This window comes from Marivita sp. (assembly GCF_048006345.1).
GTDB lineage: Bacteria > Pseudomonadota > Alphaproteobacteria > Rhodobacterales > Rhodobacteraceae > Marivita.
On sequence record NZ_CP180351.1, the window covers coordinates 3,779,004 to 3,794,767 of the forward strand.

Annotated in this window: 14 protein-coding genes; 9 read left to right on the forward strand and 5 right to left on the reverse strand. The window is 61.0% G+C overall.

The annotated features are described in order from the left end of the window. Positions 1–9 precede the first annotated feature (9 nt). Complete coding sequence (locus tag ACMVPR_RS18350; RefSeq protein ID WP_416884044.1) at positions 10–306, forward strand: hypothetical protein; 297 nt, start codon at positions 10–12, stop codon at positions 304–306. Positions 307–459: 153 nt separating this feature from the next. On the opposite strand, the gene ACMVPR_RS18355 is transcribed toward ACMVPR_RS18350, so the two are convergent. Together ACMVPR_RS18355 and ACMVPR_RS18360 are read right to left on the reverse strand one after the other, a co-directional pair. Further along, positions 460–1,797 carry a glycosyltransferase family 4 protein gene (locus ACMVPR_RS18355; RefSeq protein WP_416884045.1) on the reverse strand — a complete coding sequence of 446 codons (1,338 nt, stop codon included), beginning with the start codon at positions 1,795–1,797 and terminating at the stop codon, positions 460–462. A 15-nt stretch (positions 1,798–1,812) separates the two neighbouring features. Beyond that, positions 1,813–3,207 (reverse strand): O-antigen ligase family protein, encoded by a 1,395-nt coding sequence (locus tag ACMVPR_RS18360; protein WP_416884046.1) that lies wholly within the window; start codon positions 3,205–3,207, stop codon positions 1,813–1,815. Positions 3,208–3,516: 309 nt separating this feature from the next. On the opposite strand from ACMVPR_RS18360, the gene xsc reads away from it, so the two are divergent. Next, positions 3,517–5,295 (forward strand): sulfoacetaldehyde acetyltransferase, encoded by a 1,779-nt coding sequence (gene xsc / locus ACMVPR_RS18365; protein ID WP_416884047.1) that lies wholly within the window; start codon positions 3,517–3,519, stop codon positions 5,293–5,295. Position 5,296: 1 nt separating this feature from the next. Beyond that, positions 5,297–6,457, forward strand: coding sequence for an acetate/propionate family kinase (locus ACMVPR_RS18370; RefSeq protein WP_300586106.1), 1,161 nt, complete (start codon positions 5,297–5,299; stop codon positions 6,455–6,457). Positions 6,458–6,467: 10 nt separating this feature from the next. On the opposite strand, the gene ACMVPR_RS18375 is transcribed toward ACMVPR_RS18370, so the two are convergent. After that, positions 6,468–7,331 (reverse strand): phosphate acyltransferase, encoded by an 864-nt coding sequence (locus ACMVPR_RS18375; protein WP_416884048.1) that lies wholly within the window; start codon positions 7,329–7,331, stop codon positions 6,468–6,470. Between the two features lie 36 nt (positions 7,332–7,367). Between ACMVPR_RS18375 and ACMVPR_RS18380 the strand changes: the two genes are divergently transcribed. The 6 genes from ACMVPR_RS18380 to ACMVPR_RS18405 all read left to right on the forward strand — a co-directional run bounded on the left by ACMVPR_RS18380 (position 7,368) and on the right by ACMVPR_RS18405 (position 14,205). After that, the gene (locus tag ACMVPR_RS18380; RefSeq protein ID WP_416884049.1) at positions 7,368–8,501 is read left to right on the forward strand and encodes a citrate/2-methylcitrate synthase; all 1,134 of its coding nucleotides are present in this window, start codon (positions 7,368–7,370) and stop codon (positions 8,499–8,501) included. Between the two features lie 109 nt (positions 8,502–8,610). Next, the gene (locus ACMVPR_RS18385; RefSeq protein WP_416884050.1) at positions 8,611–11,439 is read left to right on the forward strand and encodes a molybdopterin oxidoreductase family protein; all 2,829 of its coding nucleotides are present in this window, start codon (positions 8,611–8,613) and stop codon (positions 11,437–11,439) included. Further along, a complete protein-coding gene (locus ACMVPR_RS18390) occupies positions 11,436–11,600 on the forward strand; it encodes a hypothetical protein (protein WP_416884051.1) in 165 nt (54 codons plus the stop codon). Before ACMVPR_RS18385 ends, ACMVPR_RS18390 begins: the two co-directional genes overlap by 4 nt. Continuing rightward, complete coding sequence (locus ACMVPR_RS18395; protein WP_416884052.1) at positions 11,597–12,346, forward strand: 4Fe-4S dicluster domain-containing protein; 750 nt, start codon at positions 11,597–11,599, stop codon at positions 12,344–12,346. The genes ACMVPR_RS18390 and ACMVPR_RS18395 overlap by 4 nt, the downstream gene beginning before the upstream one ends. Then, positions 12,346–13,218, forward strand: a complete 873-nt coding sequence (locus ACMVPR_RS18400; RefSeq protein ID WP_416884053.1) for a dimethyl sulfoxide reductase anchor subunit family protein — start codon at positions 12,346–12,348, stop codon at positions 13,216–13,218. The genes ACMVPR_RS18395 and ACMVPR_RS18400 overlap by 1 nt, the downstream gene beginning before the upstream one ends. A 3-nt stretch (positions 13,219–13,221) precedes the next feature. Continuing rightward, positions 13,222–14,205 carry an ester cyclase gene (locus tag ACMVPR_RS18405; protein WP_416884054.1) on the forward strand — a complete coding sequence of 328 codons (984 nt, stop codon included), beginning with the start codon at positions 13,222–13,224 and terminating at the stop codon, positions 14,203–14,205. 3 nt (positions 14,206–14,208) lie between these two features. On the opposite strand, the gene ACMVPR_RS18410 is transcribed toward ACMVPR_RS18405, so the two are convergent. Both ACMVPR_RS18410 and ACMVPR_RS18415 read right to left on the reverse strand, forming a co-directional pair. Then, on the reverse strand, positions 14,209–15,207 hold the full coding sequence (locus tag ACMVPR_RS18410; protein ID WP_416884055.1) for a LacI family DNA-binding transcriptional regulator: 999 nt from the start codon (positions 15,205–15,207) through the stop codon (positions 14,209–14,211). After that, positions 15,204–15,728 carry an ester cyclase gene (locus ACMVPR_RS18415; protein ID WP_416884056.1) on the reverse strand — a complete coding sequence of 175 codons (525 nt, stop codon included), beginning with the start codon at positions 15,726–15,728 and terminating at the stop codon, positions 15,204–15,206. Before ACMVPR_RS18415 ends, ACMVPR_RS18410 begins: the two co-directional genes overlap by 4 nt. Positions 15,729–15,764 lie beyond the last annotated feature (36 nt).

Here is a 15,764-nt window from a genome sequence, read left to right on the forward strand (position 1 = left end):
CAAAAGTGCATGGCCCAGTTGATTGTATTCGTCTGGGAGAAAGATCATCCATCCGACGATGAAAAGCACCAACGCGCAGCAGAGGACGCCGATGAAGTAGGCCTGCAGAACGCAGATCACCTGCTTTTTGAACGTGTCAGGGCCTCGGATCAGCTGGTTTGCACACCAGCCGCCAGAGAAAACGAGGATGATGTCTTTGGCAAACGCGTCGGCGCCGAATTGCCCGGCGCCCAAGGCGGCAAGCACAAACGCGAAACCCGCCATCGTGAGAAGAAATTGCCGCAATTCGGACCGCGCGGCCTCTGAGTCTCTCAACACGAAGAGGTTCGACAGATGAGGACGAGTGCGGGTTGGCACGGTGACACGACTCTTCAGCGACGGCCCCCACCGTTCGGACACAGATACTCTGTTTGATCCGGCCCCAGCAACACACAATTGGGAAACAGTGTGTTGGGAAACTTATGGCATTGTTGCGGCAAACGGACTAATTTTTGCCCTGAAAATGTCCGGTTTTTCGGATCGTTTCATGTCGAGGGTCCAGTCATAGACCTCTCGCATCTGCTCGGCCTTCCGCGACCAAAGGAAATAGTCGTCCACCCGTGCCTTGGCATTTCGCGCCAGAGGGGCAAGCGACCTGGGGTTGTCCGACAACCGTGTCAGCGTTTCCCGGAATGCCGCGATGATTGCGTCGCGGTTGCCGCAGGGTACTTTGAAGCCGGTGTCAGAGGTGACGAGTTCGCCCGGACCGGCATAGTCGACGATCACAGGCACCACGCCAAGCGCCATCGCTTCCAGAACCACGCCACCGCCGAATTCGCGGATCGAGGGGAAGCTGAGGATGTGAGACTGGCTCAGGATGGATTGCACCTCGGCATGGGGAATCCACTTGTGGAACGTCAGTCCGGTTTGGCATTCAAGTGACGCAGCTTGATCCATCAGTTGGCCAAGCATCGGACCGTCGCCGATAATATCAAGCGTAATGCGCCCGCTGCGGAGCAAGTCAGCCGCCGCTGCGATCAGCATGTCTGCGCCTTTGTAGGGCACCAGCCGTCCGACAAAGCAGGCTTTGAGAACGTCACCCGTAGGCTGGGCCGTTCTGTTGAAGCGCGTCGGATCAATGCCGTTTTCGGGGATGTAGACGGTCTTGTCCTGATACCTCTCAGGGATCTCGCTTTGCGTATGGCGCGATCCCACAACGATGGTCGACGTGTGTTTCAGGGCACGGTCGCGTCCGGGCAGATGCTTGTATGCATCCCGCAGATAACTGAGCCATTCCTTCTCGGCACGACGTTCTGCATCAAAATGCCTGGGCCACGGAACGCCGCCGTTCAAAGGGCCGACGATGAACGGAATCCCGGCGCGATCGATCTTTCGGGCGATCGGTGACGAAATCGTCGGGCTCAGCGGGGTGATCCGGTGGACAATGTCGAAGTCACCCGCCTTGATCTGCTGTCCAAATTGCTTCCAGACCAGATGTTCAAACCAAGGGTACATCAGTGCATTGAAGGCCTGGAGCGTGGTCCAGCCTTTGCCTTCGCCCATGCGCAGCTTTTCTGCCAATGCCCAGAGCGGGCGGGCAACAGCCTCGGAATCGATGGCGGTGAAATCCCGCCCTTCGATGAGACCGGCGCGCAGGATCGCATCCCTGTTGCGCACCTGTGTGACCAGATGAACGTCGGCCACGTCGCGCAAAGCCTGAGCCATGGACCATCCGACAAGCGGGACACTGACCCACTCGGGATTGGCGGCTTCGGCAATGGCCAGAACCCTTGGCCGATGTGATGATGTGGCGGTCATGGTGTCGCGCATTTTCTAAAGGACAGGGCGCCAGGCCAGGCGCTCCTTTGGTTCATAGGCACCGCGCCCATCGCGAAGGGTTTCGGCGTAGCCTGTCAATGCCCCGGCCATAAGCCATGTCAACGGTGTCAATGTTGCATTCGGAAGCATGTCGAACACGTTGACGGCCAGGATCAGCGACAGCGGAACGATCAGGAGTGAATAATCTTCTACCGCCCGATGGCGCGTTTCACGCCAGAGCAGGAAAACCGGCAAGACCAGCAAACCGAATTCTGCCAGGAACCCAAGCCAGCCCAACTGGCCGATCAGAATGATCCAGCGCCCGTCGGTGATGGTTTCGATCACCCCGTTGGCCGGGTTCATGATCTGGTTACGGTCGTAGTTGCCCCACCCGAAAAGCGGCTTTTGCTCTGCGCGTTCCAAGAGGCGGTTTTCATTGGTGAACCGGAATTCAAGCGATGCCGCCCGGTCCGGATCGATGCTGCCTGCAGCTTCAAGGATTGCGGTCTCGGGAACCAGACCGACACCTTTCAATGCAGGGTAGGTGATCGCAAAGGCCGCAATACAGACCGCAAGCCGCATCTGCCAGCGTGTTCCGAACAGAACGACGGCCGGTATCAGTACCGCGGCAAAGAGCCATGCTCCCAGTGATTTTGCCAAGATCAGAACGGCGGTGAGGTACAGCGCAATGCAGAGCAACGCCCATTTCGATCTGACTTTCTGCGTCTTCCAAAGCGCAAACGCCGCAATGATCGAGATCAGCAGAAAGAAGGCGGCCCAGATCCCGTGGTAGAGGAACACCATTGGGCGGAAGCCACCGAACCGGATCGTCTGGATGAAGTCGTGTTGGTAGTAGCCGTAGATCCACAGGTTCAACTGAGGCGACAGTCGGATCTCCACCAGCATTGGCAATGAATAGACAAGCCCGCCGATCATGAACGCATACATCAGATCGCGCTGGTCTTCGGCTTGTGACAGGAACCGTCGCGCGAGAAGGAACGGGATGACCAGCAGGATCTGTTGGATAACGAACCCGATGGAATCCTTGATCGTCATGCCCTGAATAAAGAATTCCCCCCAATATATCGGCTGCATGTTTGTCAGAGCAGTGACGATTGGCGAGAAAATGAAGAGACACAGCAAAGCCACCGCAAGAGGTGATCTTGGCAATAAGCGGAAGTCTTTTTGGTAAAGCCAAAACCACATGAAGAACGCGCTGAGTGCCGGGATCGTGTGTTTCGTCAGGGGCGGCAACAGCGGGAAGTCGAAACCGGCAGGTGGTTCCGGCAGGAACAGGTACCCCACGAGCAAGGTCGCGATCACAGCGCGACCGGGCGGCAGTTTCTGAAACAGAACAACTGTCACCAGAGGCCATGTGGCCAGTGCGAGGATTGCCAATGCGTTTGGCATTCAGTGTCCTGCCGTTGTCGCCCTGCTGGGCGGGTGAACCAAACCGCATAGTCTGGCGGCGCAGCGCCCTTTCGCGCCGATATCCGGGTTTATCAACTATACTGCAATCAAATAACGGCACAAATGGCGCGGGATTGCAGCAAATAGGTGTCTGCTCCCCTCGCGTCATTCCGGGGAAGGATCGCCTCAGCCCCTCGTTTGGCTATAAGCGGCCTTTCAAAGTGGCCCTATTGGCAAGCGGTGTACATCGCTAGTGTCCGCCCAACCGCGCAGGCCCCTCGGCCCGCGCCCTTCCCAGGGAGAGCCACCATGAAAATGACCACCGAAGAAGCTTTTGTCAAAGTCCTCCAGATGCACGGGATCGAACACGCGTTCGGGATCATTGGGTCTGCGTTCATGCCGATCTCCGACATTTTCCCGAAGGCAGGCATCACCTTCTGGGACTGTGCGCATGAAGGGTCTGGCGGCATGATGGCCGACGGCTACACCCGCGCATCCGGCAAGATGTCCATGATGATCGCCCAGAACGGCCCGGGCATCACCAATTTCGTGACCGCCGTAAAAACCGCCTACTGGAATCACACCCCGCTTCTGCTGGTCACACCGCAGGCGGCCAACAAGACCATCGGTCAGGGTGGTTTTCAGGAAGTCGAGCAGATGAAACTGTTCGAAGACATGGTCGCCTATCAGGAAGAGGTGCGTGATGCCTCCCGTGTGGCCGAAGTTCTGAACCGCGTGATCCTGAACGCCAAGCGCGCCTCGGCTCCTGCACAGATCAACATGCCCCGCGATTTCTGGACTCAGGTGATCGATATCGAACTGCCGGAAGTCGTTGAATTCGAACGTCCCTCGGGTGGTGACAGCGCGATCCAGCAGGCGGCTGATCTGATGTCGTCCGCCAAGAACCCCGTCATCCTGAACGGCGCCGGTGTTGTTCTCGCCGGTGCGATCCCCGCCTCCATGGCGCTGGCAGAGCGTCTGACCGCGCCGGTCTGTGTAGGTTATCAGCACAACGACGCCTTCCCGGGCTCGCATCCGCTCTTCGCCGGTCCGCTGGGTTACAACGGCTCCAAAGCGGCGATGGAGCTGATCTCGGGTGCGGATGTTGTCCTGTGCCTCGGCACGCGCCTCAACCCGTTCTCGACCCTTCCCGGCTATGGCATCGACTACTGGCCCAAAACCGCGAAGATCATTCAGGTCGACATCAACCCGGACCGCATCGGTCTGACCAAGAAGGTCAGCGTCGGCATCGTCGGCGATGCGAAAAAGGTGGCAGAGGGCATTCTTGCACGCCTGTCCGACACTGCAGGCGATGAGGGACGTGAGGACCGAAAAGCCAATATCGCGAAAACCAAATCCACCTGGGCGCAGCAACTGTCCAGCATGGACCACGAACAGGACGATCCGGGTACCACCTGGAACGAACGCGCCCGCGCGGCCAAGCCGGAGTGGATGAGCCCGCGTATGGCATGGCGCGCGATCCAGTCGGCTCTGCCGAAAGAGGCGATCATCTCATCGGATATCGGCAACAATTGCGCCATTGGCAACGCTTATCCGACGTTTGAAGAAGGCCGGAAATACCTTGCGCCGGGTCTGTTCGGACCGTGTGGTTATGGCCTGCCGTCGATCATCGGCGCAAAGATCGCCTGCCCCGATGTTCCAGTGGTTGGCTTCTCGGGTGACGGTGCGTTTGGCATCGCGGTGACCGAGTTGACCGCGATTGGCCGTCCCGAATGGCCGGCGATCACACATATCGTCTTCCGGAACTACCAGTGGGGTGCGGAAAAGCGCAACTCCACCCTCTGGTATGACGACAATTTCGTCGGCACTGAACTCGACGAGGGCGTGAGCTATGCGGGCATCGCCAAGGCCTGCGGTCTGCAGGGCGTCATCGCCCGCACGATGGACGAACTGCGCGATGCTCTGAACACCGCCATCAAGGACCAGATGGAGAATGGCAAGACCACGCTGATCGAAGCCATGATCAACCAGGAACTCGGCGAGCCGTTCCGCCGCGACGCGATGAAGGCACCCGTGGCCGTGGCGGGGATCGACCCGGCGGACATGCGCCCTCAGAAAGTCGCCTGACATGACCGACCCCGCAGAGAACGGACCGATTCTGGTCCTGAATGCGGGGTCGTCCTCGATCAAGTTTGCATTGTTTGATCCGAACTTGATCGAAACCCTCTCGGGGATGGCCGACGCCATCGGCGGGGCCTCTCGCTTGCGGATCGGGGACGACACGCACGATGTGCCGCTGATCGACCACCGCGCAGCTTTGGAAGCGATCCTGAAAGCACTGGCAGAGCGCGGGATCACGCCGGCCACTCTTCGCGCGGTGGGGCATCGCGTGGTACACGGCGGTCGCAAGCTCACGGGTCCGATGCGCGTCACCGATGAGGTCCGCGCCGAGATCGCAAATTGCACGCCCCTTGCCCCGCTGCACAACCCGCACAACCTTGCCCCGATGGAAGCGCTGTCGCGGCTCGCGCCGGACCTGCCGCAGTTTGCCAGCTTTGATACGTCGTTTCATGCGACCAACCCGAATGTGGCCACGCGTTATGCCATTCCGAAGATGATGGAGACCAAGGGCATCCGCCGCTATGGCTTCCACGGACTCAGCTATGCGTCCCTCGTGCGCCGCTTGCCCGAAGTGTCAGGTGACGCGCTGCCGTCGCGCCTGCTGGCGTTCCACCTTGGCAACGGCGCGTCGCTTTGCGCGATCCACAACGGACAGTCAATCGCCACGACAATGGGGTACTCGCCGCTGGATGGCCTGACCATGGGCACACGCTCTGGCGGGATCGACGCAAACGCGGTGTTGCGTCTGGTCGAGGAAAACGGGCTTGAGCGCACCAAGGCGATCCTGAACCATGAAAGCGGTTTGTTGGGCCTGTCGGGCGGAAAGTCCGACATGCGCAAGCTGATGCTGGACGCATCTGCCGAAAGCGCCTTTGCGGTCGAACATTTCTGCTATTGGACGCTGCGCCACGCCGGGTCACTGATCGCGGCATTGGAGGGTCTCGACGCAATCGCCTTTACCGGGGGGATCGGCGAGAATGCGGTCGGAGTGCGGGCACGTATCCTGCGGGGGCTGGAATGGGCGGGCGTTCGGATCAATCCGGACTTCAATCACCGCTCTGGCCCGCGCCTGCATGCGGAAAGCTCTAAAGTCGCCGTCTGGGTCATTCCTGCCGAAGAAGAGCGCATGATCGCGATGGACGCGCTGGCCCTTTTGGAGGCCGCATGAGTTCCACCGATCAGGTGTGCTGTGCGAGGGCGATGGTGACCAGCGTTGACGCCACGATGTCGTCCACACTGGCACCCCGGCTGAGATCGCAGACGGGCTTGGCAAAACCTTGCAGAAACGGGCCGATAGCCTGCGCGCCCGCCAATTCCTGGCACAGCTTGTACGCAATGTTGCCCGCGTCCAGCGATGGGAAGATCAGCACGTTGGCATCTCCGCTGCCCAACCCTTTCTTCGTGGCAATGGTGGCGTTCAGCGCGGCATCCGCCTGGACCGGTCCTGTAAACCCCGTGGCCTCGGCAACGCTGCGCATGCGATCCACACTGTCGCCTGCGCCGCTGGTGCCGGTAGAGAAAGACAAAAGCGCGACCTGCGCGTCGCCCAAAAGCGCCTGTGCCGTGTCAGCCGACGCCCGCGCAATGGCTTCCAGCGCCGCTGCATCCGGTGCCACGTTTACCGCGCAGTCTGCGAACACGAATTCGCGCCCGTCCGGGAACACCATCAGGAAATACGACGACGGGATTGTCACGCCCTCGGCCAGCCCGATGGCCATGCTGGCTGCTTCGATCACGCGCCGCGTCGGGCTGTCGGCCCCTGCGACCATCGCGTCGGCCTCGCCTGCGGCGACCATTGCGGCAGCGCGGTATAGGGGTTTCTGCAAAAGCCTGCGGGCCATCGCCTCTTTCATTCCGCGCGCTGACACGAGGGCTGCAACCTGTGCCTCTGTCGGATCGGCCGCGACATCGAGCACGGAACACAGCCCTTCCTTGGTCAGACGCTGCGCGGCGTTTGCAACGCGCGGATCGTTAAGTTCGGGGAACACCACGCGGGTGTCCGATCCTGCTGCAATGGCACGTGCCTTGCTCAGAACGCTCATATCACTCTCCCACTTCCGGCCGCAAAGGAGCCTTCAATGACTGATAACGTCAAGATCAACCGAGGTTTGAAGGGTGTCTATTTCGAACGGTCCGGGGTGAGCGACATCGACGGCGCCGCGGGAACGCTGCAATATCGGGGCTATTCGATCCACGATCTGGCCACGCATGCCACGTTCGAAGAGGTGTGCCACCTCTTGATGAAGGGCGAATTGCCGAACGCGGCAGAACTTGCAGCCTTTGACGCAGAGATGCGGGCAGCGCGGTCGGTGCCGGATGCGGTTCTCGACATCATCCGCGTGTGCAAGGACGGCCACCCGATGGACGTGTTGCGCACGGCGGTGTCTGCGCTGGCGGCGTTGGAGTCGGACAGCCTTGCGACCGGGGAGGAGGCATTCCTGCGCAATGGTATGCGGCTGACCGCGCAAGTGCCGACGCTGGTCGCGGCGCATGAGGCGATCCGCAATGGGCGTGATCCGGTTACCCCGGATGATAGCCTCAGCCATGCCGCCAACTGGCTCTGGATGCTCAAGGGCGAAAAGCCGTCCGAGGACGCGGCGCGTCTGGCTGATGTGGATTTTGTCCTGCACGCGGAACACGGCGCCAACGCCTCCAGCTTTGCGGCGCGGGTGACGGTTGGGACGGAGGCGAACCTGCACGGTGCCATCGTAACCGCGCTTAGCACGCTGGCGGGTCCTGCGCATGGTGGTGCTGCCGAAGACGTGATGAAGATGGTCAAGGAGATCGGTACTCCGGACAAGGCGGCGGAGTACGTGAAAACCAAGCGTGCCAACCGCGAGGCCGTCACCGGCTTCGGCCACCGCGTCTACCGCGCCGAAGACCCCCGCGCGCGCCACATGCGCGAAGGCGTTCGCAAGCTGGGCGAAGAGATGGGCGCGCCCGAATGGTACGAGATCCTGCAAGCGGTCGTTGAGGCGATGAAGCCCTACAGTCGCCACGGTCTGAATGTGAACGTGGATTTCTATTCCGGCGTGATCTACCAGCTGCACGGCATCCCGATGGACCTTTACGTTCCGATCTTTGCCATCGGTCGGATGCCGGGTTGGGTGATCCAGTGCATCGAACAGCAGCGCGGCAATATCCTGATCCGTCCGCTCACGCTCTACAACGGACCGGAGCCACGGGATTGGGTGCCGATTGACGCCCGCTGAGTCATAAATGTAAGCGCTTGCATAATGCGCCTTTACCATCGGCGCAGAAACGTAAACACTGTCGCCAACTCCGACCGGGGCGACACCCGGCGGATCAGGGAGGATAGATATGGGCCACGTCCAGCCAGAGCTGAACCTGTCACCGAAAGTCTCGGACGAAGTGCGCAAAACCACCTGCTACATGTGCGCCTGCCGCTGCGGGATCAACGTGCACATGAAGGACGGCAAGGTCGCCTATATCGAAGGCAATCGCGATCATCCGGTGAACCGCGGGGTGCTCTGCGCGAAGGGCAGCGCGGGCATCATGCAGCACAACGCGCCATCACGCCTGCGTGCGCCGTTGAAGCGCGTAGGCCCGCGCGGGTCGGGTGAGTTCGAAGAGATCTCGTGGGACGAGGCGCTTCAGATCGCGACGGATTGGCTCAAGCCTCTGCGGGCCGAAGCACCGGAAAAGCTCGCGTTCTTCACTGGGCGCGACCAGTCGCAATCCTTCACCAGCTTCTGGGCGCAGAATTTCGGAACGCCGAACTACGCAGCACATGGCGGGTTCTGTTCCGTGAACATGGCCGCTGCCGGCATCTACACGATGGGTGGCGCGTTCTGGGAATTCGGCCAACCGGATTGGGAGCACACCAAGCTGTTCATGCTGTTCGGCGTGGCCGAGGACCACGACAGCAACCCGATCAAGATGGGCCTTGGCAAGATCAAGGCGCGCGGGGCCAAGGTGATCGGCGTCAACCCGATCCGCACCGGTTACAACGCGATTGCCGATGATTGGGTCGGCATCACGCCCGGCACGGATGGTCTGTTCATTCTCGCGCTGGTGCATGAATTGATGAAGGCCGGGAAGATCGACCTCGACTACCTTGCCCGCTACACCAACGCGCCTGTCCTCGTGAATGGCGACACGAAGTCGCCGGAACACGGTCTGTTCCTCAAGGACGACAATGGCAAGCCGCTGGTCATGGACCGTGTGACCGGCAAGCTGACGCCATTCGATCAGCCCGGCGTCAAGCCCGACCTTGCCGCCAGCTACCGCCATGCCGGGATCACGCACAAGACCGTCATGCACCTGATGGCCGAGCGCTATCTTGATCCGCAATACGCCCCCGAAGCGGTGGCCGAAACCTGCGGCGTGTCCGCCACCAAGATCAAACGCATCGCGGCCGAGATTGCCCGCGTCGCCTTTGACGAGGCCATCGAGATCGACCAGCCGTGGACGGATTTCCGGGGTGAGAAGCATGACAAGATGCTGGGTCGCCCGGTCAGCTTTCATGCGATGCGCGGTATCTCTGCCCATTCCAACGGCTTCCAGACGTGTCGCGCGTTGCATGTGCTGCAAATCCTGCTGGGCGCGGTCGAAACCCCCGGTGGGTTCCGCTTCAAACCGCCTTACCCCAAGCCCGCGACAGCGCATCCCAAGCCGCATTGCAAGGTGACACCGGGCAAGCCGCTGGACGGCCCGCATCTGGGCTTTGTGCATGGGCCGGATGACCTCTGCCTCAAGGAAGACGGCACCCCCGCCCGCATCGACAAGGCGTTCACATGGGAAAACCCGATGAGCGCCCATGGCCTGATGCACATGGTCATTTCCAACGCCTATGCAGGCGATCCCTACAAGATCGACACGCTGTTCATGTACATGGCGAACATGTCGTGGAATTCGACGATGAACACGTCGGGCGTGATGAAGATGCTCACGGACATGGACGAGAACGGCGACTACGTGATCCCGCGCATCATCTATTCCGATGCCTATTCATCCGAGATGGTCGCCTATGCCGACCTGATCCTTCCCGACACGACCTACCTTGAACGGCACGACTGTATCTCTCTCCTCGACCGACCGATCTGCGAAGCCGACGCGGCAGCCGATGCGATCCGTTGGCCGGTGGTGCAGCCTGACCGCGATGTGCGGGGGTTCCAGTCCGTTTTGTGCGAATTGGGCGCAAAGCTTGATCTGCCGGGTTTCGTGAACGAGGACGGAAACCAGAAATACGCCGACTACGCTGATTACATCACCCACCACCAGCGCCGTCCCGGTGTTGGTCCGCTGGCGGGTTGGCGCATGGGTGAAGACGGCCTGACCGGCGGACGCGGCGACGTGAACGAGGCGCAGATCGACAGCTACATCGCCAATGGCGGCTTCTGGATGGCGCATGTGCCGGAGGAAGGGCTGTACTATAAACCGTGGAACAAAGCCTATCAGGACTGGGCGGTGAAAATCGGCCTCTATGATGCGGCCGCGCCCTATATCTTCCAGCTCTACGTTGAGCCGATGCGGAAGTTCCAACTGGCTGCCGAAGGGCATGGCGATCGTCAACCGCCGGATCACCTGCGCGCGCGGATCAAGGAAACGCTCGATCCGCTGCCGATCTGGTACGCGCCGTTCGAGGACAGCCGCGTCGATACCGAGGAATTCGCAATCCACGCGCTGACCCAGCGCCCGATGGCGATGTACCACTCCTGGGGCACTCAGAACGCGTGGCTGCGCCAGATCCACGGTCGCAACCCGCTTTATCTGCCGACCAAGCTTTGGGAAAAGCACGGGTTCAAGACCGGCGACTGGGCGCGTGTGACCTCGGCGCATGGTGACATTACCGTGCCTGTCGCCCACATGGCGGCGCTGAACGAAAACACCGTGTGGACATGGAACGCCATCGGCAAGCGCAAGGGCGCATGGGCCCTGGACAAGAACGCGCCTGAGGCCACCAAGGGTTTCCTGCTTAACCATTTGATTCACGAATTGCTGCCACCGAAAGGTGACGGTCTGCGCTGGGCGAACTCTGATCCGATCACCGGGCAGGCGGCGTGGTTCGATCTGCGGGTGAAGATCGAAAAGGTCGATGGGCCTTCGGAATCCCATCCTGTGTTCGATGAGCTGAAGTCGCCTGTTGGCCAGGGACCAGACGAACTGCGCTGGAAGGTGGAACCATGAGCGGAGCAATGAAAGCCACGCTGCTGGCCATCGCGGTTGTACTGATCGGCATGGCCGGATCGTTCATCTGGTTTGTCGCAACCTGGGACAAAGAGGCGGAACAGCCGATCGGGTTTGCGCCAGCACCCACCATCACGATCACGGAGGACCGCACCGCATGACGCAGCTTCCCGAAAAGACAGACCGCAAGATGGGTCTGGTGATCGACCTCGACACTTGTGTCGGGTGCCATGCCTGCGTCGTGTCCTGCAAAGGCTGGAACACTGAAAACTACGGCGCGCCTCTCTCGGATCAGAACCCTTACGGCGCGGACCCGTCGGGCACATTCCTCAACCGCGTTCATTCCTACGAGGTCCAACCCGAAAGCGGACCGGCACAGCTCATCCATTTCCCGAAATCCTGCCTGCACTGCGAAGACGCGCCCTGCGTGACCGTCTGCCCGACCGGGGCCAGCTACAAGCGCACGGAGGATGGGATCGTTCTGGTGAACGAGAAAGACTGCATCGGCTGCGGTCTCTGTGCCTGGGCCTGCCCCTATGGCGCGCGCGAGTTGGACAAGGCGGAAGGGGTCATGAAGAAATGCACCCTTTGCGTTGACCGCATCTACAACGAGAACCTGCCCGAAGAAGACCGCGTTCCCGCCTGTGTGCGCACCTGTCCGTCCAACGCCCGTCACTTCGGCGATCTGGGCGACCCCGACAGCGCCGTCAGCCAATTGGTCGCAGAACGTGGCGGGATGGACCTGATGCCGGAGCAGGGCACCAAGCCAGTCAACAAATACCTGCCGCCGCGTCCCAAGGACCGGCTGAACGAAGAAATCGACATCCTCGCCCCGCTTCTTGCCCCCGTGGTGGAAGAGCCCAAGGGCTTCCTTGGATGGCTTGATAAAGCGCTGGAGAAACTCTGATGCACCCGGCTCCGTCCATCATCGCCTTCAGCACGTTCTCTGGTCTTGGCTTGGGTCTGCTGTTCTGGCTTGGGATTGATTCCACTGCGCCAACGGGATGGGTCGCCTTCGCGTTTTTCGCGATTGCTTATGCCTTGGCCGTTGGCGGCCTGATCTCTTCGACCTTCCACCTCGGTCGCCCCGAGCGGGCGATCAAGGCGTTCACCCAATGGCAGACAAGCTGGCTCAGCCGCGAGGCGTGGTGCGCGGTAGCGGCATTGGTGACCATGGGGATTTACGCCTTCCTGCTCGTGTTCTTCGACACGCAGGTTTCGATCCTCGGCTGGATCGGTGCCGCGTTTGCGCTGGCGACCGTCTACACCACCTCGATGATCTACGCGCAGCTCAAGACCGTGCCGCGCTGGAACACCGCACTGACCTCAGCCCTGTTCCTGTCTTTGTCGATTGCAGGTGGGGCGCTGCTCTCGGGTCGTGTGACCATCGGTCTGGTCCTGCTTCTGGTGGCGGGTGGCCTACAGGCGCTTTGGTGGAAGACCGGCGACACGCGCTTCAAGCAAAGCGGGACAGATCTCAAGACTGCGACCGGCCTTGGCAACATTGGTGAGGTCCGCGCCTTCGAGCCGCCGCATACGGGAACCAACTATCTGCTGAACGAGATGGTCTTCACCGTCGGTCGCCGACATGCGCAGAAACTGCGGATGATCGCACTGGTGCTGATGTTGGTCGTGCCCGTGTTCCTCTTGCTGCTGCCCTATCCGCACATCTTCGGCCTTCTGGCGCTGATCAGCCATATCGCGGGCGTTCTCGTGTCCCGTTGGCTGTTCTTCGCGGAAGCGGAACATGTCGTCGGTCTCTACTACGGGATGCGGTGATCCATGGCATTCCTTCCTGGGTTTGACGAACGCTGGAAGGACATTCCCGACTTCATCTTGGGGATCACCAAGGACATCTGGGAAGACCGCGGTATTCACACTCTGCACCGGTACTATGGGCCAGAGCTTGTTGTGCGCTCCCCAGCCTCGGTCATAAAGGGCAACACCGGGATCATCGCCGCGACCGAGGCGACCCTGGCGGAATTTCCGGACCGGCAGCTTCTTGGCGAAGATGTGATCTGGTGTGCCACTGGCGACGATAGCTTCCTGTCTTCGCACCGCCTCTATTGTACCGCGACACACGAAGGATCCGGCATGTACGGCGCGCCTACCGGGCGCAAACTGGCCTATCGCATCCTTGCCGATTGTTGGTGCCGCGACAACGGAGTGCATGACGAGTGGCTGGTGCGCGATCAGGGGGCGATTGTCCGCCAGATGGGTTTGGATGTGGTCGACTGGACCCGCGACCTCATTGCGCGTGAAGGTGGGCCCGAAACGTGCGTCAAGCCAATGACCCCGGCCACCGACTTGCCCGGTCCGTACCAGGGCACCGGCAATGACAATTATTGGGGACTAGCTTTGGCCGACATCCTGATGCGGATCGCCAAAGCAGAATTCTCGGTCATCCCTCAAAGCTATGATCGGGCTGCCGAACTGGCTTATCCCGGGCATGTCACGGGCGTGGGGCATTCAGATGCGGACCGGTTCTGGATGCAACTTCACGCGGCGTTCCCAACTGCGCAGTTTTCTGTCGATCACCAGATCGGGATAGAGGAACCGCTGTGCAGCGCGCGTGCTGCGGTTCGCTGGTCCTTGCACGGTGCGCATTCCGGCTGGGGCATGTTCGGCACACCCACTGGGTCCGACGTTTACATCATGGGCATCACCCATGCCGAATTTGGTCCACACGGACTGCGTCGCGAGTGGACGTTGATCGACGAGACGGCAATCTGGAAACAGATTCTGCTGGCGACTGGCGACCTCTGAGCACTACGCCGAGGTGCGGCGCACCAGAGTGACGGGCAATGGTGCAGGTGAGGTCACATCTGTCCCGCCGATCTCCGAGAGCAGAGCCTCGACTGCCGTGGTCACCATCGCTTCGGCATGCTGTCGGATGGTCGTCAGGCTGTAGGCAGGCCACGCCGCGCTTGGCACGTCGTCGAACCCGATCAGCGCCACATCGTCCGGCACGCGCAAACCCAGTTCCGACCGCAACACATCCATTACGCCGAACGCCATATAGTCATTGGCCACGAACACCGCATCCGGCCGGTCGGGCGTGTCGAACATGCGCCGTGCTGCCTCTTTGGCGCGGGGCAGACGGTAGTCGCCGACCTCGCGCGCAAACAGGCCAAGCCCGGCAGCACGCAGCCCTTCCATGAACCCTGCCTCGCGGTCGCGCTGCGTGCTGGCGCCTTCCCAGCCCGCGATATGCCCGATCCGCGTGCGCCCGAGCGAGATCAGATGCTCCGCCGCCAGACGCCCGCCCATCCGGTTGTCCGAAACCACTGCCAATTCGCCCTCGGCCTCGAGCTTGCGGTTGAACAGAACCACGGGAACACCAGACGCCCGGCAGCGATCCGCAAGATCGGAACTCAGGGAAACAGAGGCGAGGATCAGCCCGTCGACCTGATAATCGAGGATCTGGCTCACCACGTCTTCGACATCATCCGCAGAGTGGGCGGCCATGAAAACCAGCACGTGATAGCCTTCGCGCTCCAAAGCCTCGGACAGCAGTTCCAGCACGGTCGGGTAGAAATGGTTGTCGAGATAGGCCACCACCAGCCCGATGATCTTGCTCTTCCCGGTCAGCATCGCGCGGGCCAGCACGTTGGGCCGGTAGCCCAAGGCATTGGCCGCCTCGCGCACCTTGGACGCCGTGCGCTCGCTGACCGAGGCACCGGGCGTGAACACGCGGCTCACCGCAGACCGGCTGACACCGGCGCGTTTCGCGACGTCAAGCGAGGTGACCTTGCGCGTCGTCGTCATGGGGCAGGCGGGGTCTTTTCGCCCCGGTCATAGGCTTCCCAGCCTTCGCCACCGAACACGTCAACGCCAAGCTGCGCCAGGACATGCGGGAAATCGACCATCACGTAATTGTCGACGATCTTGCCATCGACGACTTTCCAGAAATCCATGTAGCGGATGGTGACGCGTTTCCCCGTCGGCTCGACGCCCATGAAACCTCCGGAATGAACGGCCTCCTGACGGCCAAAGGCAGCCGCCCATTCACCCATGTAAAGCCGCGCCTCGTCAACACAGACCTTGTCCGAAAACGCGGCCTGAAACGGCTTCTGCCAATTGTCCTGAAATTCCCGCAGACCCTCTTTGGTGCCGCAGCCGGTGTTGCCCATCCAGCGGAACCCATCAGCGAAGAACTCACCGATATCGGCAATGCGATGATCGTTGAGACCGTCCACCATCCCTTCGATCACCCGACGTGTCTCTTCGGTCTTGGACAAATCCGTATCGCGGGTCAGAACCGCCTGTTCGGGTCGCGCGCCTGCCATCATCCCTCACTGCATGCGTTTGCACGAGACTGACCG